17 protein-coding genes are annotated in these 18,913 nt (G+C 58.5%); 7 read left to right on the top strand and 10 right to left on the bottom strand.

Translation table 11 applies throughout. From position 1 onward, the window contains the following. Positions 1-42: 42 nt before the first annotated feature. Positions 43-1,869, bottom strand: coding sequence for an ATP-dependent DNA helicase RecQ (gene recQ / locus ABLV76_RS17250; RefSeq protein ID WP_004886773.1), 1,827 nt, complete (start codon positions 1,867-1,869; stop codon positions 43-45). A gap of 67 nt (positions 1,870-1,936) precedes the next feature. After that, positions 1,937-2,797 (bottom strand): phospholipase A, encoded by an 861-nt coding sequence (gene pldA / locus ABLV76_RS17245; RefSeq protein ID WP_004886777.1) that lies wholly within the window; start codon positions 2,795-2,797, stop codon positions 1,937-1,939. A gap of 152 nt (positions 2,798-2,949) precedes the next feature. Here pldA and yigI point away from each other — a divergent pair, with 152 nt between their 5' ends. Next, positions 2,950-3,414, top strand: coding sequence for an acyl-CoA thioesterase YigI (gene yigI, locus ABLV76_RS17240; protein ID WP_002883404.1), 465 nt, complete (start codon positions 2,950-2,952; stop codon positions 3,412-3,414). Positions 3,415-3,462: 48 nt separating this feature from the next. After that, positions 3,463-4,356: an EamA family transporter RarD gene (gene rarD / locus ABLV76_RS17235; RefSeq protein WP_017899396.1), complete on the top strand. Its 894-nt coding sequence runs from the start codon at positions 3,463-3,465 to the stop codon at positions 4,354-4,356. A gap of 87 nt (positions 4,357-4,443) precedes the next feature. Here rarD and corA read toward each other — a convergent pair whose 3' ends face one another. The 7 genes from corA to ABLV76_RS17200 form a co-directional block, all read right to left on the bottom strand. Beyond that, positions 4,444-5,394 carry a magnesium/cobalt transporter CorA gene (gene corA, locus ABLV76_RS17230; RefSeq protein WP_002883400.1) on the bottom strand — a complete coding sequence of 317 codons (951 nt, stop codon included), beginning with the start codon at positions 5,392-5,394 and terminating at the stop codon, positions 4,444-4,446. Between the two features lie 355 nt (positions 5,395-5,749). Next, complete coding sequence (uvrD, locus tag ABLV76_RS17225) at positions 5,750-7,912, bottom strand: DNA helicase II (protein ID WP_004886784.1); 2,163 nt, start codon at positions 7,910-7,912, stop codon at positions 5,750-5,752. 63 nt (positions 7,913-7,975) lie between these two features. Further along, on the bottom strand, positions 7,976-8,692 hold the full coding sequence (yigB, locus tag ABLV76_RS17220) for a 5-amino-6-(5-phospho-D-ribitylamino)uracil phosphatase YigB (RefSeq protein ID WP_048293974.1): 717 nt from the start codon (positions 8,690-8,692) through the stop codon (positions 7,976-7,978). Next, on the bottom strand, positions 8,692-9,594 hold the full coding sequence (xerC, locus tag ABLV76_RS17215) for a tyrosine recombinase XerC (RefSeq protein WP_043521016.1): 903 nt from the start codon (positions 9,592-9,594) through the stop codon (positions 8,692-8,694). Before xerC ends, yigB begins: the two co-directional genes overlap by 1 nt. Then, positions 9,591-10,298 carry a DUF484 domain-containing protein gene (locus ABLV76_RS17210; RefSeq protein WP_004886790.1) on the bottom strand — a complete coding sequence of 236 codons (708 nt, stop codon included), beginning with the start codon at positions 10,296-10,298 and terminating at the stop codon, positions 9,591-9,593. The genes xerC and ABLV76_RS17210 overlap by 4 nt, the downstream gene beginning before the upstream one ends. Further along, positions 10,295-11,119 carry a diaminopimelate epimerase gene (dapF, locus tag ABLV76_RS17205; protein WP_002883394.1) on the bottom strand — a complete coding sequence of 275 codons (825 nt, stop codon included), beginning with the start codon at positions 11,117-11,119 and terminating at the stop codon, positions 10,295-10,297. Before dapF ends, ABLV76_RS17210 begins: the two co-directional genes overlap by 4 nt. Before the next feature lie 35 nt (positions 11,120-11,154). Next, on the bottom strand, positions 11,155-11,358 hold the full coding sequence (locus ABLV76_RS17200; RefSeq protein ID WP_004886794.1) for a lipoprotein: 204 nt from the start codon (positions 11,356-11,358) through the stop codon (positions 11,155-11,157). A gap of 146 nt (positions 11,359-11,504) precedes the next feature. On the opposite strand from ABLV76_RS17200, the gene cyaY reads away from it, so the two are divergent. After that, positions 11,505-11,825, top strand: a complete 321-nt coding sequence (cyaY, locus tag ABLV76_RS17195; RefSeq protein ID WP_004886799.1) for an iron donor protein CyaY — start codon at positions 11,505-11,507, stop codon at positions 11,823-11,825. A 48-nt stretch (positions 11,826-11,873) separates the two neighbouring features. On the opposite strand, the gene cyaA is transcribed toward cyaY, so the two are convergent. Continuing rightward, a complete protein-coding gene (gene cyaA / locus ABLV76_RS17190) occupies positions 11,874-14,426 on the bottom strand; it encodes a class I adenylate cyclase (RefSeq protein ID WP_002883383.1) in 2,553 nt (850 codons plus the stop codon). Between the two features lie 357 nt (positions 14,427-14,783). Between cyaA and hemC the strand changes: the two genes are divergently transcribed. Genes hemC through hemY form a run of 4 tightly spaced genes read left to right on the top strand, consistent with a single transcriptional unit; the run spans position 14,784 to position 18,874 of the window. Then, entirely contained in the window at positions 14,784-15,725 is a 942-nt protein-coding gene (hemC, locus tag ABLV76_RS17185; protein WP_004886804.1) for a hydroxymethylbilane synthase, read from the top strand. Next, a complete protein-coding gene (hemD, locus tag ABLV76_RS17180; RefSeq protein WP_017899402.1) occupies positions 15,722-16,462 on the top strand; it encodes a uroporphyrinogen-III synthase in 741 nt (246 codons plus the stop codon). The genes hemC and hemD overlap by 4 nt, the downstream gene beginning before the upstream one ends. 21 nt (positions 16,463-16,483) lie before the next feature. After that, complete coding sequence (gene hemX, locus ABLV76_RS17175) at positions 16,484-17,674, top strand: uroporphyrinogen-III C-methyltransferase (RefSeq protein WP_004886808.1); 1,191 nt, start codon at positions 16,484-16,486, stop codon at positions 17,672-17,674. A gap of 3 nt (positions 17,675-17,677) precedes the next feature. Beyond that, positions 17,678-18,874 carry a protoheme IX biogenesis protein HemY gene (gene hemY / locus ABLV76_RS17170; RefSeq protein WP_057212562.1) on the top strand — a complete coding sequence of 399 codons (1,197 nt, stop codon included), beginning with the start codon at positions 17,678-17,680 and terminating at the stop codon, positions 18,872-18,874. The last annotated feature ends 39 nt before the right edge of the window (positions 18,875-18,913 follow it).

Here is an 18,913-nt window from a genome sequence, read left to right as displayed (position 1 = left end):
AATGAAGAGGATAACTATTCTGGCACTTTTATAGCCAGCTGACTACTCGTCGTCGCCATCGACATGCGACCGGATCAGCGCCATAAACGGCTTGCCGAAACGCTCGAGTTTACGTGTCCCCACGCCGTTGACGCTGAGCATTTCGCCGGCGGTTAGCGGCGACTGCTCCGCCATCTCAATAAGCGTCGCGTCGTTGAAGACCACGTACGGGGGAATGTTTTCTTCATCGGCAATCGCTTTACGTAATTTGCGCAGCTTGGCAAACAGCTTACGATCGTAATTACCGCCGAAGGATTTCTGCATCGCCTTCGGCTTCAGCGCCACGATACGCGGTACGGCAAGCTGCAGCGGGACGTCGCCGCGCAGCACCGGGCGTGCTGCTTCGGTCAGCTGCAGCGCGGAGTGCTGGGCGATATTCTGCGTCACCAGCCCAAGGTGAATCAGTTGGCGGATCACGCTCACCCAGTGCTCGTGACTCTGTTCCCGGCCGATGCCGTATACCGGGAGCTTATCGTGGCCCATCTCACGGATGCGCTGATTGTTAGCGCCACGCAGGACTTCCACCACGTAACCCATCCCGAAGCGCTGGTTGACCCGATAAATAGTGGAGAGCGCCTTACGGGCGTCCATTAAGCCATCGTACTGCTTCGGCGGATCAAGACAGATATCGCAGTTGCCGCACGGCTCCTGGCGTCCTTCGCCAAAGTAGTTCAGCAGCACCAGACGACGACAGGTCTGGGCTTCAGCAAACGCCCCCATCGCGTTCAGCTTATGCCGTTCGATATCCTGCAGCGGCCCGGCGGGCTTCTCTTCCAGACAGCGGCGCAGCCACGCCATGTCCGCCGGATCGTAAAACAGCATCGCTTCCGCCGGCAGGCCATCACGCCCGGCGCGGCCGGTCTCCTGATAGTAGGATTCAATATTGCGCGGGATATCAAAATGCACCACAAAGCGGACGTTCGGCTTGTTGATGCCCATCCCAAAGGCCACTGTCGCCACCACAATCTGCAGATCGTCGCGCTGGAATTTCTCCTGCACGTCGGCGCGCACGTCGTTTTCCAGGCCGGCATGGTAAGCCGCCGCGCTGATGCCGCGGCTCTGCAGACGCGCGGCGGTATCTTCCACTTTCGAACGGCTGTTGCAGTAGATAATGCCCGATTTGCCGCGCTGATCCTGGACGTAGCGCATCAGTTGGTCGAGCGGCTTGAATTTCTCCATCAACATATAGCGGATGTTCGGGCGGTCGAAGCTGCTGACCTGAATCAGCGGATCGTTAAGTCCCAGCAGACGGACGATATCGCGGCGGGTGGTGTCATCGGCGGTGGCGGTCAACGCCATAAACGGGATCTGCGGCATCCGCTGACGAAGCTGGCCCAGCGCGGCATATTCCGGGCGGAAGTCATGTCCCCACTGGGAGATGCAGTGCGCTTCGTCCACCGCCAGCATCGCCAGATTCCAGTTCGCCAGATGCTCAAGGAAGTTGTCGAGCATCAACCGTTCCGGAGCGATATACAGCAGACGAACCTGCCCGCTGCGGCAGCCGGCCATCACGTCCTGCTGCTGTTCGCGGCTCTGGGTCGAGTTCAGACAGGCCGCCGCCACGCCGTTGGCCAGCAGCTGATCGACCTGATCTTTCATCAGCGAGATCAGCGGCGAGACCACTACCGTCAGGCCGCCCATAACCAGCGCCGGTACCTGATAACACAGTGACTTGCCGCCACCGGTCGGCATGACCACCAGGCAGTCACGGCCCTCGAGCACCGTCTCGATAATCGTCTCCTGGCCAGGGCGGAACTGCTGGTAGCCGAAGGTCTCTTGTAAAACCTGCTTAGCCAGCGATTCCTGATTTAATACTTCCGCCTGTGCCACGTTGACCCCATTTGCCTGAAAAGAAAACAGGCGCTATTTTCAGCGCCTGCGAGCCAGAGTGCAACGATTAAAACAGATCGTTGAGCATTAGCCCGACGCCGACGCGCGTTTGATTAAAGTTGTAGTCGATAAGCGATTCGCCGTAGCCGCTGTAGATCTGGGTGTAAGCGCGAACATGTTTGGTGATGGGATAGCTCACCCCCAACTCCGCCCCGCCGTAGCCAGTGTTCCAGTTATATTGCCCCTGCGCGCTGAGGATCGCCTCGCCCAGCTGGTAACCCACCTTCAGGCGGTAATAGCCCATATATTTGGTGATGTCCGGGTTATCATCGGTGCTGCCCACCACATACCAGGGTTTCACTTCCACCAGCCAGTTGCCATTTTGCGCCATCAGGCGGGCATAGAGCCGGTTCCAGCTGCGCGAGGTGGGATCGGAGCGGCCATTCGAGTCGTGGTTATATCCCATTTCGATATCGCGCAACGTCCAGCCGGCAAACTGATAGTCGGTGGCAAAGCCAAGAAACAGCTGGGGTTCGTAGTTGGTTTCGCGAAACGGCGCCGACTCTTTGCTGTTGGAGAGCTGCCACCAGGACTTCTGGGTATAGGACGCGCCGAGCAGCGAATTATCCCCCAGGATGCCGCGCCACAGCGGGAAGGCGAGGCTCAGCTGAAATTTGACTTCATCTTTACGGGCATTTTCGGCCCAGTCATAGCTACGAATCGCCTCTTTATTGAGATCGCTGGTCCATGTGTAGAGCAGATAGTTGCTTTCATAAGGGTAGAGCAGAAAAGGATTATCATGATCCTGTAGCAGGTTGGCGATAATACTGCCGCGCACTGCTGGTTTGTCGTGTACCGACGCATCCTGCGCCATAACACCAGCCGGTAGCGCGCACAGCGCCGCCAGGCAGGCCAAAGAGATACGCATGCTGGTCTCCTGATAAATAGTTTTTATTTTTGTTTAACCTGAAGACATTCTACCTGTTTATTAATCCCCTGCCCCCTAATCCACTCCGAAAGTGGAAATCAATATTTTAGAAGCATAAAATCAACATTTTATTAACGAATGGAACCGGTGTTATGTCTGAACTTACTGCCGAAGCAGCTCTGAAACTGGTGGGGGAGATTTTCGTCTATCACATGCCGTTTAACCGCGCCCTCGGCCTCGAACTGGAGCGCTATGAAAAAGCGTTTGCCCAGCTCAGCTTTAATAATCAGCCGATGATGGTCGGCAACTGGGCGCAAAGCATTCTGCATGGCGGTGTAATCGCCTCCGCGCTGGACGTCGCCGCAGGTCTGGTCTGCGTTGGCAGCACCCTTACCCGCCATGACACCATCAATGAAGAAGAGCTGCGCCAGCGGCTTTCCCGCATGGGAACCATCGACCTGCGCGTGGACTACCTGCGTCCGGGTCGCGGCGAACGTTTTACCGCGACCAGCACCCTGCTGCGCGCCGGCAATAAAGTGGCGGTAGCCCGTGTGGAACTGCATAACGAAGCTCAGGTATATATTGCCAGCGCAACAGCGACCTATATGGTGGGTTGATTGCCCAAAATCGAGTAACATCACTCTCTTTGGCAATGGATTTTACCGATGGATGCGAAACAGACGCGGTTGGGGATTATTCTGGCCCTCGCCGCCTACTTTATCTGGGGTATCGCGCCGGCGTACTTCAAACTTATCTACTATGTTCCCGCCGATGAAATTCTGACCCATCGCGTGATCTGGTCTTTCTTCTTCATGGTGGCGCTCATCAGCGTTAGCCGTCAGTGGCCGCAGGTGAAAAAGCTGCTGAAGACGCCGCGCAAGATCTTCCTGCTGGCGCTCTCTGCGGTGCTGGTCGGCGGCAACTGGCTGCTGTTCATCTGGGCGGTGAATAACCACCATATGCTGGAAGCCAGCCTCGGCTACTTTATCAACCCGCTGGTGAATATTCTGTTAGGGATGATTTTCCTTGGCGAACGTTTCCGTCGCCTGCAGTGGCTGGCGATGATCCTCGCCTTTTGCGGCGTGCTGGTGCAGCTCTGGACCTTTGGTTCGCTACCGATAATCGGCCTTGGTTTGGCCTTCAGCTTTGCCTTTTATGGTCTGGTGCGGAAGAAAATCGCTGTCGATGCGCAGACCGGCATGCTGGTGGAAACGCTGTGGCTGTTGCCGGTGGCGGCGATTTGGCTGTTCGGCATCACCGACAGCCCCACCAGCCATATGGGGCAGAACCCCTGGTCGCTCAATCTGCTGCTGATGGCGGCGGGCGTGGTGACCACCATCCCTCTGCTGTGCTTCACCGGGGCGGCAACGCGTCTGCGGCTCTCCACGCTGGGCTTTTTCCAGTACATCGGCCCGACGCTAATGTTCCTGCTGGCGGTGACGTTCTACGGCGAAGTGCCGGGCAAGGATAAAATGGTCACCTTTGGCTTTATCTGGGTGGCGCTGGCGATATTCGTGATGGATGCGGTGTATACGCAAAGGCGGGGGCGTCGGAGCTAGGACATTGCCGGATGGCGGCTCCGCCCTATCCGGCTTACAAAAGTACAGCACTCAGGCCGGATAAGCGCAGCGCATCCGGCACAACAACTACAGCCAGTTTTTACGCTTGAAGTAGAGATACGGCGCCAGGCCAGCCAGCATCATAAAGACGATCGCCCCCGGGTAGCCGAAGCTCCAGTGCAGCTCAGGCATAAATTCAAAGTTCATCCCGTAGCTGGAGGCCACCAGAGTTGGCGGCAGGAACACCACCGACACCACCGAGAAGATCTTGATGATGCGGTTCTGCTCGATGTTGATAAAGCCCATCGCCGCCTGCATCAGGAAGTTCACCTTCTGGAACAGCGATTCGTTGTGCGGCAGCAGGGATTCGATATCGCGCAGGATCTCCCGCGCCTGCTCCAGTTGGCCCGCCGGCAGGCGCGCTTTGCGCACGAGAAAGTTCAGCGCGCGCTGGGTATCCATCAAACACAGGCGGACCTTCCAGCCGATATCTTCCAGCTCCGCCAACGTCGACAGCGCTTCGTCGTACTCATCGCCCTGGTGGCCTTCCATAATCACGCGGCTCAGCTTTTCCAGGTCGCTGTAGATGTTTTCTATCTCATCCGCCAGCTGTTCGATTTTGGTCTCGAACAGATCTAACAGCAGCTCGTAGGCGTTGCCGTCCACCAGGGTCTGGTTACGCACGCGCATGCGGTAGAGGCGAAAAGCGGGCAGTTCACGCTCACGCAGCGTAAACAGGCGCCCTTCGCGGATGGTAAACGCCACGGTAGAGTTACCCGCGTGATCGTCGGCATCTTCGAAAAAGAAGAAGGAGTGGATATGTAACCCGTCTTCATCTTCAAAGAAACGCGCGGAGGCTTCGATATCTTCCAGCTCCGGGCGCGTCGCCAGGTTCTGACCCAGTTCCGTCTGCACGCGGCTTCGCTCATCGTCGTCAGGCTCGACCAGATCGACCCACACCGAGCTGGCGAGGTGCTTGATCTCATCGGCTTCCAGGCGCGTTAAACGATTGTTTTCCAGTTGAAATGCGCTCAGCATGACCGGGACTCCCAATGCAAAAAAATTATCGGACAGTTCGATGGGCACACAGAAACAAATTGGGTTTCAGACCATTAAGCCTGACTCAGCGCGACGGGAATGGGGCAGGTCGCTGACAACCGCTAAGGCTATCAGCATAAGAGGATAGCCTTAGGAGTTGTTCCTGAATGACAGGAAGTTGAGCCAGCATCTACTGGGTGTGTCCAAGGCGAATGTCCTCTTAGCGTAATCGTGCGCGCATGTTACGCCAGCGCAAAATCGGCGTCAACACGCAACGGAACGCGAAAGCGCAAATCAGGCGCCTTAACGTATAAAGGTAGCAGAATATTACAAAATAATGATATTTTTCTTAAAGTTACACTTCCTCGAGCCGGGCGTAAGCCGCGACCAGCCATTTGATCCCCTGACCCTGAAAAGCCACCTGCAGCCGGCTGTGCTCGCCGCTGCCTTCGAGGTTGACGATGGTGCCTTCGCCAAACTTCGGATGCCGTACGCGCTGGCCTAATTTGTAGCCGGTATCGCTCTCGGCAATCGGCGCGCCCAGTCGCTGATGGTTTACCGGGCGGCTCACCGTAGCCCGCAGACGCACTTCTTCTACGCACTCCTGCGGCAGTTCTCCAATAAAGCGCGACGGCCGATGGTAAACCTCTTTGCCGTACAGACGTCGGGTTTCCGCGTAGGTCAGCGTCAGCTTCTGCATGGCGCGGGTCACGCCGACGTAGGCCAGACGACGCTCTTCTTCCAGGCGGCCGCCTTCATCAAGGGCCATCTGGCTCGGGAACATCCCCTCCTCGACGCCGACGATGAACACCTGCGGGAACTCCAGCCCTTTCGCCGAGTGCAGGGTCATTAGCTGAACCGCGTCCTGCCAGGTATCCGCCTGTCCCTCGCCCGCTTCCAGCGCGGCGTGGGAGAGGAACGCCTGCAGCGGCATCAGATCTTCATCTTCTTCGTTGTAGCTAAACTGGCGCGTCGCCGTCACCAGCTCCTCTAAGTTTTCAATACGGGTCTGACCCTTCTCGCCTTTCTCCTGCTCGTACATCGCGCGCAGCCCGGAGTCTTTAATCACCCGATCGGTCTGGACGTGCAGCGGCATATCGGTGGTCTCCTGCGCCAGCGCGTCAATCAGCTCCATAAAGCGCTGCAGGGCGCTGGCGGCGCGACCGGCCAGCGCTTTATCTTTCAGCAGCTCACGGCTGGCCTGCCACAGCGTCAGCTGACGATCGCGTGACGTCTGGCGCACCACGTCCAGCGTGCGGTCGCCGATGCCGCGGGTCGGCGTATTGACTACGCGCTCAAACGCCGCATCGTCGTTACGGTTGGCGATCAGACGCAGGTACGAGAGCGCGTCTTTGATTTCCTGGCGTTCGAAGAAGCGCATGCCGCCATAGATGCGGTACGGCATACTGGCCTGCAGAAGCGCCTCTTCCAGCACGCGCGACTGGGCGTTGCTGCGATAGAGGATGGCGCACTGCTCCAGCGCCCCGCCGTTCTCCTGCCAGGTTTTTATCCGGTTCACTACGAAGCGTGCTTCGTCAAGATCGTTGAAAGCGCAGTACAGCGAGATCGGCTCGCCGTCGGCGCCGTCGGTCCATAGCTTCTTGCCCAGGCGACCGTTGTTGTTTTCAATCAGGGCGTTGGCGGCGCTGAGGATGTTGCTCGTCGAGCGATAGTTCTGCTCAAGGCGGATGGTTTCCGCACCGGGAAAATCGTTAAGGAAACGCTGAATGTTCTCGACCTGCGCGCCGCGCCAGCCGTAAATCGACTGATCGTCATCGCCGACGATCATCACCTTGCCGGTATCGCCCGCCAACAGGCGGATCCACGCGTACTGAATGTTGTTGGTATCCTGGAATTCGTCGACGAGGATATTGGTGAACCGCTCACGGTAGTGCTGGAGGATATGCGGCTTATTCAGCCACAGCTCGTGGGCGCGCAGCAGCAGTTCGGCGAAGTCCACCAGCCCGGCACGATCGCAGGCTTCCTGATAGGCCTGATAGACCTTCTGCCAGGTCTGCTCGACCGGGTTGCCGTAGCTCTGAATATGATGCGGGCGCAGCCCTTCATCTTTCTGGCTGTTGATGTACCACATCGCCTGACGCGGCGGCCACTGCTTCTCATCGAGGTTCATCGCCTTAATCAGACGCTTCAGCAGGCGCAGCTGGTCTTCGCTATCGAGGATTTGGAAATCCTGCGGCAGGTTGGCGTCCAGATGGTGCGCGCGCAGCAGGCGGTGGGCCAGGCCGTGGAAGGTGCCCACCCACATGCCGCCCTGGGTGGTGCCCATCAGCTGGCCGATACGGTGGCGCATCTCTGCCGCCGCTTTGTTGGTAAAGGTCACCGCCATAATAGAATACGGCGAGCAGTTCTCCACGCTCAGCAGCCAGGCGATACGGTGCACCAGAACGCGCGTCTTACCACTGCCCGCCCCTGCCAGAACCAGCATGTTGGTGCGCGAGGCCGCTACGGCTTCACGCTGTTTGTCATTAAGGCTGTCGAGTAGGTAAGAAACGTCCATTGGCACCGCCGGAAGAGAAGGGGTTCCACGAACCCCTGTTAATATATACAGAGTAACTGGTGATTATATCAGCGAGGTCAGAGATGCCAACCGTGAAATTTCAATATGCGGCAGCAGGCGGCTGTCCGCGGTGTGCATCAGGTCCGCGCCTTGCGGTTTGATCCAGCAGGCCTGCATGCCACAGCGCAGCGATCCGGCGACGTCAGTGGTCAGGTCATCGCCGACGTGCAGAATATGCCCGAGCGGTAAGTTCAGGCGCTCCGCCGCCAGATGGTACATGTCGGCAAACGGCTTGGAGCGGCCATCCGGCCCGGCGCGCAGCACAAAGCGGAAATAGTCGCTCAGGCCGAACAACTCTGGTCGGGCGTTGCCGTTGGTAATCGCCACCAGCGGCCACTTCTCCGCCAGCTTCGCCAGCGTATCGTGGGTCTCCTGCGGGACATCGACGCGGCTGCGCCACTGGGCGAAGTGTTCCATCGCCGCATCGGCCCCCGCTTTCGCCGCGTCGGCGGAGAGTCCGGCGTTACGCATGCCTAACTCCAGCGCACGGTGGCGCCAGACGGTCACGTCGTGATAGATCTCAGGCTCGGATGCCAACAGCGTCTGGCGCAGCTGATTAAGCTCATGGGCGTCGAACTGGCTGAGCGACGGATGGTAGCTGCGTACAAAGGCCAGCGACTCGTGCATCGTCCGGTCAATGACCGGGCGGTTATCATAAAGGGTATCGTCCAGGTCAAACGTCAGCGCGGAAATCTGGCCCAGAGGTCGGTAAAAACGCATTATTTCCCCCGTTTTGCGCGCGGATGCGCGGCATCGTACACCGAGGCAAGGTGTTGAAAGTCGAGATGGGTATAGATTTGGGTGGTGGAGAGGTTAGCATGACCCAACAGCTCCTGCACACCGCGCAGATCGCCGCTGGACTCCAGCATATGGGTGGCAAAGGAGTGGCGAAGCTTGTGCGGATGCACATGGCTGTTCAGCCCCTGCTTAATGCCCCACTCGGCGAACCGCTTCTGTACGTTGCGCGCCGAAATGCGCTTGCCCAGTTTCGACAAAAACAGCGCGTCGTCGTCAGTACCGAACAGGCCGCGTAAATCCAGCCAGTGCTCAATCCACATCACGGCGTTGCGACCGATCGGCAAGCGGCGCTCTTTGCTGCCTTTGCCCATCACCCAGACCTCGCCGCTATCGAGATCGAGATGTTTGATATCAAGGTTGACCAGCTCGGACAAACGCAGCCCCGCGCCGTACATCACCTCCAGCATCGCCCGGTCGCGCACCGCCAGCGGATCGTTGAGATCAATATCCAGCAGCCGATTGACGTCATCGACATCGATATTTTTTGGCAGGTGACGGGGAATTTTCGGCGCGGCAATCCCTTTCGCCGGATTGGCGCTGAGCTCGCCCTGGCCGACCAGCCAGTCGAAGAAACTGCGCAGCGCCGACAGGCGAAGCGCCAGGCTTGCCGGGCCTAATCCCGCGCGGCGACTGCGCACCGCAAAACTTCGCACCTGAGCGGCATCGCACTGCGACCAGCTTTTCAGACCCGCCTCATCCGCCAGGGCAATCAGCGCGTCCAGCTGTCGCTGGTAATTCAGTAACGTGATCGGGCTGAGCTGGCGTTCAACGCCAAGGTGGCGCAGAAAGCGGGCGACGGCGGAGAAGAGAGGAGAATCGGTCATGCGCGTTCAATCCAGCGCTCCAGCAGGCCGGGCAGCATCTGGGCGATCTCCTGCAGCAGCTGCGTCCCCTGTCCTGGCTGATAATGCTGCGCATCGCGGCTGCTAAAGAGCATCACGCCAGGGGCATTATCGCCGCCCAGCAGCGACATCGCCACTGACCCAATGGCTTTCGCCTCCGGCAATACCACCAGCAGCTCCGGACCGTTCAGCGGCCCAAGGTAGTGGCGCGCCTGGCCCAGACGCTGAATACGGATCGGCTCAAACGCCTGCCGGCTTAACGCCAGGTGGGTAAACTTCGAAGGCGCGCCCAGGCGCCAGCTGTCAGGGAACAGGCGCACCGTGGCGCCCGCCAGCCCCAGCTCGCGCGCCCAGCGGTGAAGGCGGTTAAGCATATCGTCGAGGCTCTCCGCCGCCGCCAGCCGCGTTTGCAGCTGCAGCAGGCGCTGGAACAGGCTTTCATTGGCTACCGCCTGCTCCATCAGCAGCGACATATTCTCTTCCAGCACATGGATATGGTTACGCGCCCGCATCATGTGCCACTCCACCAGCGAAATCGTACCGCGCACCGGATGCGGGACGCGGAGATGTTCGACCTGGGCGGCATTACGAATAAAAAATTCAGGATTTTGCAACAGATAGTCCACCACTGCACGATCGTTCAATGCGCTGGCGACCTCCTGCTGTTCTTCCCCGATTGGTTTCATAAATGAATAAATCCATCATAGACATGGGCCGCCGGGCCGGTCATAAACAGCGGCTGGCCCGGGCCTTTCCAGGCGATATCAAGACGACCGCCGGGTAATTCCACACGTACCGTTTCAGCGAGCAACCCCTGCTGGATCCCCACCGCCACCGCGGCGCAAGCGCCGCTGCCACAGGCCTGGGTTTCCCCCGCGCCGCGTTCGTAGACGCGCAGACGAATATGGGACCGGCCGACCACCTGCATAAAACCGATATTCGCGCGCTCCGGAAAACGCTCATGGCTTTCCATCACCGGGCCGAGGGTTTCCACCGCCGCCGTATCCACATCATCCACCTGGATAACGCAGTGCGGGTTCCCCATGGACACCACGCCGCACAATACTGTCTGCTCGGCGGCACGCATGATATAGGTCTTTTCCGCTTTGTTGGCGCGGAACGGCACCTGGGAGGGCTCGAAGTTGGGCTCGCCCATATTCACCCGCACCAGATCGTCTTCCGTTACGCTTAATACCATACGGCCGTTGGCCGTACTCACGCGGATATCACGTTTATTGGTCAGGCCTTTCAGCCGGACGAAACGCGCGAAACAGCGCGCGCCGTTGCCGCACTGCGACACTTCGCTACCGTCGGCATTAAAGATCCGGTAATGGAAATCCAGATCCGGATCGTAGGGCGGCTCCACCACCAACAGCTGATCGAACCCGACGCCAAGGTGGCGATCCGCCAGGCGGCGAATCAGCTCCGGCGAGAAAAAAACATTCTGCGTTACCGCGTCAACGACCATAAAATCGTTGCCAAGGCCATGCATTTTAGAGAACTGCATCATCTACTCCAGTTGCGCGGAACAGAACGTTATCGTTAGTAATTGACCTGGCTCGGACCACCGGTATCGCCACGATCGTTACGATCCGGCGTTGAGCTCTGAATGCCCGGGTTAACCGGTTTGGTCGGCGGCGGCGCGGTTTTATCAGCCGGCGGGAAATAGAGAGGCCCTTTCAGACCGCAGCCGGTCAGGCTGAAGATCGCAAACAAAACGGCAAGCGTAGGAAAAACGTTTTTCATTGATAGTTGCCCGTGATTCATTCTTTCTGCTTTCTATCATCGCAGGAGAAGACGTAAAAGCAAGCCTTTAGCATCCGACTGCGCGCGCTTTTGTTTCGCGCTATACTGCGACCCATCTTCAAAAATCAAAAAAGCAGAATAAAATTATGAACGACAGTGAATTCCATCGCCTGGCCGATAGCCTGTGGATGACCATCGAAGAACGCCTGGATGACTGGGACGGCGATAGCGACATCGACTGCGAAATCAACGGCGGCGTGCTGACCATTAGCTTTGAAAACGGCAGCAAAATCATTATTAACCGTCAGGAGCCGCTGCACCAGGTGTGGCTGGCCACCAAACAGGGCGGCTACCATTTCGATCTCAAAGGCGACGAGTGGATCTGCGATCGCAGCGGTGAAACCTTCTGGGATCTGCTGGAGCAGGCGGCGAGCCAGCAGGCCGGTGAGACGGTGAGATTCCGTTAATGACATGTTTCCCGGATGACGGCGCATTGCGCCTTTTCCGGGCCAAATCTACGAGTAGCGCTGCTGCAGCACCGGCGAGGCGGTAACGTCCTGGCTGGTGGGTATCGCGGCGGCAATCGCCTGGGTGCGGAAAGGGATCACCTGGGTGCGCCCGTCCACCTCGACAATCTGATAGAACTGCGGCAGGTTGAAGTTGATAAAACTGGAGCCGTAGGTAAAACGATCGTGCGATGACGAATAGAAGCGGCTGACGTCGCGCACCAGCTCCTCTTTGCTGCCCTCGCAGTGGTGATAGACCTCAGCGCGGTTGCTCTCATCGAGAATATAGATGTTAAAGCCGCTGTCGTTGTTATCCGCGTCTTCAAAGAAGAACTGGATAATCCCTTCGCTGGCGAATCCGTCCACTACCGCCGGCAGCTTAACGTGATTGGTTTCCACCTGCACCGACAGGCCATGGAGCTTGTTGTGCGAGATAGCGCCGTAGAACTCAATGGCGTTTTCCAGCTTCTGCACCGAAACGTTAAGACGCTCGAAGAACAGTCCCCAGGTCTGGCCGGAGACGCGCAGCGCTTTAAAGCGCCCGGTATCCTGACGGGTACTGGAGAGACGCAGTTCGATGCACTCGGAGATCATCTGCTGTACGCGGGTGCGGATCAGGCCGCGCAGATGCTGGCTATAGCAGAAGACCTCCACGCTGTCCGGCGGCGCGGCATCCTGATGCATTTTACCAAGGATCGTTTTCAGCGCTTCAATCATCGCCTGCTCGCCGTTGAAATGCAGCGTACGCACTTCATTCCACGAGTTGCGATACAGCAGGTCGACGCTGCCGATCAGACATTTTTGCTCTTCGCCGAAGCTGAAGACATCGAGCTTACGGAAATCGAAGTGCACCACCTGATTGCGGAAGGCCGCCGTCGGGTCATATTCGAGGTTGACGATAATCGCCAGGTGGCGAATTTCGCACGGGCTGTATAGCGCTTTTGGCGTGGGCGCCGGCAGGCGCAGCGGGAAGTGGTGCGACACATCGGCCACCATCTCCTGCAGCTTCGCCAGATCGACGATGCCGTTGCCCTTAATAAACAGGCGGGTGCGTGAGGTCAGCAGGCCGTTAAACCAGGCCCAGGCCACCAGCTTATTAAGATAACGGTTATATTCCAGCGGCTGATGGCTGATGATCGATTCCATATCCGGCGCGCGGTTATACAGATACCAACCGGTACGGTTGGCGCGACCCGGCGGCACGTGAATAAAGGTCAGATTCGGTTCCGACAGATCCGGCGAAATTTGCGGGTTCACCAGCGTCACTTTGCCCGGCAGCGCTTCAAAGGCCGCATACAGCTTACGCGTCAGCACGCCGATATCCTGCGGACTGGCGGAGACGCTGAGGTTATTACGCCGTGCGAAGCGGATCAGATTACGATAGCTCTGCATCATCGCATCGAGCAGTTCGTTGTGCGCCTTGCGCACTTCATCAATTTTCCAGTTCGCCCGGTTGTCGAGCATCATCAGACGCTTTTCATCCCAACCCCACGCGTTGACCAGCTGGCTGACGACTTCGCGACGCCAGCCGACGCAGGCGCGCTCGCGGCTGAGTTTTTCGCACACTTTCAGGTAGAAGCAGCGGCGCACCAGGTCGAGACGGGTTTCATCTTCGATGGCCTGCAGGTAGGTGGTGACGCGCTCCAGCATCATACAGTACGGGTCGAGGCCGAAGGAGACGATCTCGCCGTCGTGCAGGCGCTGTTTGATATCTTTCGCCAGCAGGCGGTTGTTGGGGTATTCCCAGGAGTAGGCTTCCAGCAGCAGCGTTTTCAGCACCGCTTTATAGGGCGAGTCGATACTCTTATACAGCTGCCACAGGCTGGCGCCGAAGTACTCTTCCGCCGACAGTGAACTAAGGCCGCCGAGATCGAGCCACTCGTTTGGCGTCAGCACGCCCTGGGCATACAGCCCCATGACGTAATCGTCGTAATGCTCTTCTTCATCGCACGGCACCATATTCCACAGAATACGCTTGCCGGCGAGACGCACCGCGGTGCGGTAGAACTCATCGAGCAGTAAAATATGCTGGGTCGAACCGCAGTCTTCGCCGCCGAGGCTGCCGCTTTCGTTATGGCGGAAGCGGTTTTCGTCGATCAGGAAGAAGCTGACTTCCACGCCGAGCGAGGCCGCCCAGCTCTCAAGCAGGCTGCATTTTCGCTGCAGCAGCTGGCGCTCTTCGCTATCCAGCCAGGCCTGGTGACATACCCAGATATCAAGATCGGAAGAACAGCTCTGGCCGACGGAGGAGGTACTACCCATCGAGTAGACGCCGGTGATCGGCAGCTCGCCTTTTGGCGGCTCCTGGGTCTGCATGCCGCGATGCAGTTCCAGTTCTTCAAGATAGTGGCGTTGGGTTTCATCAGGCGTGTAGAGGCAAATGCCACGGGGAACGTTACCGTCAAGGTAACCCGGCATCAGCGGGTGATGATAATGTAATAACGTTGGCAGTAGACTGTAAACCTGCTGGAAAGCGGGTCCCATGGCAGCAAGCGCGCGATCCACGCGCAATTGGTTGATGGCATCCAGTCTCTGTTTCAGTGTCTCAATATAGAGGTACAAGACATATCGCCTGATGTTCAAAAACCCGAGGTACAATAGTACGGAGGATTTCAGTATTTCAACAAAAACCGTCACCATTCGTCGTCGGTGTGGTTGTGATGAGCAGCGGACGGACAAATGGTTTAAAACGTGATCAATTTAACACCTTGCTCATTGACCGTAAAGAAAGATGCGCTACATACAAGTGTAGCACCGTTTATTACCTGTAAATTCCTCACTACGCCTCCGGCAACCGCCACGCGCATGAAAGGTTAAAAAAGAGTGGGCCGGAGCTATCTCCCACATAAACCGTGAAAACTAACATCCGTAAGACAACAATGTTAGGATGGTTAGTGGTCGACAATGACGGTAACAAGCATGTTAGACAAAGTTTTGAAAATTGCCACACGGCAAAGCCCGCTTGCGCTATGGCAGGCGCAATATGTTAAAGCGCGCCTCGAACACGCGCATCCCGGACTGAAGGTCGAGCTGGTGCCGATGGTCACTCGCGGGGATGTCATCCTTGATACTCCGCTGGCAAAGGTGGGTGGCAAGGGCTTATTTGTGAAAGAGTTAGAGCTTGCCATGCTCGAAGGGCGCGCCGATATCGCCGTTCATTCGATGAAAGATGTGCCGGTGGAATTCCCGGAGGGTCTGGGGCTGGTGACTATCTGCGAGCGCGACGATCCGCGCGACGCGTTTGTCTCCAATCACTATGCCTCGATTGATGAACTCCCGGCCGGCAGCGTCGTTGGCACATCAAGTTTACGCCGTCAGTGCCAGCTGGCCGCCACTCGTCCGGACCTGGTGATCCGCTCTCTACGCGGTAACGTCGGTACCCGACTGAGTAAGCTGGATAACGGCGAGTATGACGCCATCATCCTCGCCGCCGCCGGCCTGAAGCGCCTGCAGCTCGAGGCGAGAATTCGCCAGCCGCTGTCGCCGGAGCAATCCCTGCCGGCGGTCGGCCAGGGTGCGGTCGGCATCGAATGCCGTCTCGACGATGCATGGACCCAGGGGCTGCTAGCGCCTCTCAACCATACGGAAACGGCAGTGCGCGTGCGCGCCGAGCGGGCGATGAACACTCGTCTCGAAGGCGGCTGCCAGGTGCCGATTGGCAGCTATGCGGAACTCGTCAACGGCGAACTGTGGCTGCGGGCGCTGGTTGGCGCCCCGGATGGTTCGCAGATGGTACGCGGCGAACGGCGCGGGCCAGCAGAGCAGGCCGAAGCGCTCGGCATCTCGCTGGCGGAAGAGCTCCTGGATAACGGCGCGCGCGACATTCTCGCGGCAGTTTATGATGGAGAAGCCCCACGATGAGCATCCTGGTCACTCGTCCATTACCGCAAGGAGAAGCGCTGGTCAGCCGTCTGCGGGCCATGGGACGCGTGGCCTGGGGCTTTCCGCTGATAGAATTTACGCCTGGCCGGGAGCTTCCCGCGCTGGGCGACGCGCTTGCCCGCCTCGGGCCTGACGATCTGCTGTTTGCGCTGTCCCAGCATGCGGTGGAGTTCGCCCATGCCCGCCTGCAGCAACAGGGGCTGCCCTGGCCCACTTCCCCACGCTATTTTGCCATTGGCCGCACGACGGCGCTGGCCCTGCATACGGTCAGCGGGCAGCATATCCATTACCCGTTAGATCGGGAAATTAGCGAAGTCTTGCTACAATTACCTGAATTACAAAACATTGCCGGGAAAAATGCGCTGATCTTACGCGGCAATGGCGGGCGGGAACTCTTAGGCGCGACGCTGACCGAGCGCGGCGCCAGGGTCACATTTTGTGAATGTTATCAACGTAGTGCAAAGCATTACGATGGCGCAGAAGAAGCGATGCGCTGGCAATCTCGCGGGGTCACCACGCTGGTGGTCACCAGCGGCGAGATGCTGCAGCAGCTATGGTCGTTAATACCGCAATGGTATCGCGAACGGTGGCTCCTGCACTGCCGCGTTGTCGTTGTCAGCGAACGTCTGGCCCTTCAGGCCCGGGAGCTGGGCTGGCAGGAGATTCAGGTTGCCGATAGCGCCGACAACGATGCGCTGCTACGCGCATTACAATAACTCTCAACATTGGAAGCCATAATGACGGAACAACAAAATCAATCCGCCGTGGTTGAAGAGACCAGGGAGGCCGTGGAGACCACACCACAGCCAGAGAACACTGATAAGAAGAAGGCTGGCAACAAAACCAGCCTGGCGCTCAGCGCGATCGCTATCGCCATTGCGATAGCCGCCGGTATCGGTCTGTATGGCCTGAACAAACAGCAGGCCTCGCGTCAAAACGAAACCACCTCTGAATTATCAAGCCAGGTCGCGGCGCTGCAAAAAGCGCAGGAGAGCCAAAAAAGCGAACTGGAAGGCATTATCAAACAGCAGGCCGACCAGCTAAACGAAGCCAAACGCCAGCAGGAGACGCTGGCCAAACAGCTGGACGAAGTCCAGCAAAAAGTGGCGGTCATTTCCGGTAGCGACGCCAAAACCTGGCTGCTGGCCCAGGCCGACTTCCTCGTCAAGCTGGCGGGACGTAAGCTGTGGAGCGATCAGGATGTCACCACCGCCGCCGCGCTGCTGAAAAGCGCCGACGCCAGTCTCGCCGACATGAATGACCCGAGCCTGATCGGCGCCCGCCGGGCGATTACCGACGACATCGCCACTCTCTCCGCGGTGAACCAGGTGGACTACGACGGCATGATCCTCAAGGTTAATCAGCTGGCGAACCAAATCGATAACCTGCGGCTGGCGGATAATAACGATGACGATTCGCCGATGGATTCTGATAGCGATGAGCTCTCCAGCTCCATCAGCGAATGGCGCATCAATCTGCAGAAAAGCTGGCAGAATTTTATGGACAGCTTTATCACCGTGCGCCGCCGCGATGAAACGGCGGTCCCGCTGCTGGCGCCGAATCAGGATATCTATCTGCGGGAAAATATTCGCTCTCGCCTGCTGGTCGCCGCGCAGGCGGTGCCGCGTCATCAGGAAGAGACCTGGAAACAGTCGCTGGATAACGTCTCGACCTGGGTACGCGCCTATTACGATACCGATGACGCCACCACTAAAGCCTTCCTTGAAGAGGTGGATAAACTCAGTCAGCAAAGCATTACCATGACGGTGCCGGAGACGCTGCAGAGCCAGGCGTTGCTGGAAAAACTGATGCAGACCCGGGTGCGTAATCTGATGGCGCAGCCTGCCGTTTCCGCGGGCGGCGCGCCCGCACCTGCACCGTCTGCACCTGCTGCACCGGCCGCCCCCGCTGCGCCGCAAGGAGAGTAACGCATGCTGAAAATTCTTTTACTCTTCGCACTGTTGATCGCCGGGATCGTGCTTGGCCCGATGATCGCCGGCCATCAGGGCTACGTCCTGATCCAGACTGATAACTACAATATCGAGACCAGCGTGACCGGGCTGGTGATTATCCTGATCCTCGCCATGGTGGTGCTGTTCGCCATTGAATGGCTGCTGCGCCGCATTTTCCGCACCGGGGCGCATACGCGCGGCTGGTTTGTCGGCCGTAAACGCCGTCGCGCGCGTAAGCAAACCGAGCAGGCGCTGCTTAAGCTGGCGGAAGGTGATTACCAGCAGGTTGAGAAGCTGATGGCGAAAAACGCCGATCACGCCGAACAGCCGGTGGTGAACTATCTGCTGGCGGCGGAAGCGGCCCAGCAGCGCGGCGATGAAGCGCGGGCTAACCAGCATCTGGAGCGCGCCACCGAACTGGCGGGCGATGATCTGATCCCGGTGGAAATCACCCGCGTTCGCCTGCAGCTGGCGCGCAATGAAAATCACGCCGCGCGCCATGGCATCGATAAGCTGCTGGAGATCACCCCGCGTCATCCGGAAGTGCTGCGCCTCGCCGAACAGGCTTATACACGCACCGGCGCCTGGCAGTCGCTGCTGGATATCATTCCGTCGATGGCGAAAGCTAACGTCGGCGATGAAGAGCACCGCGCCGCGCTGGAACAGCTGGCGTGGGTTGGCCTGATGGACAAAGCGCTGGCCGATGGCGGCAGCGAGGGGCTGCGTGAATGGTGGCGCAACCAGAGCCGTAAAACGCGGGCGCTGGTGCCGCTGCAGGTGGCGATGGCAGAGCGCCTCATCGAGAGCGACGATCACGATACCGCGCAGCAAATTGTCATTGATGGTCTGAAGAAACAGTATGACGACCGTCTGGTGATGCCGATCCCGCGCCTGAAGACCAATAACCCGGAACAGCTGGAGAAAGTACTGCGCCAGCAGATCAAAGCCGTTGGCGACCGTCCGCTGCTGTGGAGCACCCTGGGCCAGTCGCTGATGCGGCACGGTGAATGGCAGGAGGCCAGCATCGCCTTCCGCGCCGCGCTTAAGCAGCGTCCGGATGCCTTTGATTACGCCTGGCTGGCCGATGCCCTGGATCGCCTGCATCAGCCGGAGGAAGCGGCCACCATGCGCCGCGATGGCCTGCTGCTGACGCTGCAGAATAACCCTCAGCAATAACCTGGTCTGGCTATCGCCTCCTGCGGGGCGATAGCGTTT

The sequence above is a fragment of the Klebsiella sp. GB_Kp047 genome (assembly GCF_040065235.1).
Lineage (GTDB): Bacteria > Pseudomonadota > Gammaproteobacteria > Enterobacterales > Enterobacteriaceae > Klebsiella > Klebsiella quasipneumoniae.
This window is presented reverse-complemented; position numbering and strand designations above follow the sequence as displayed.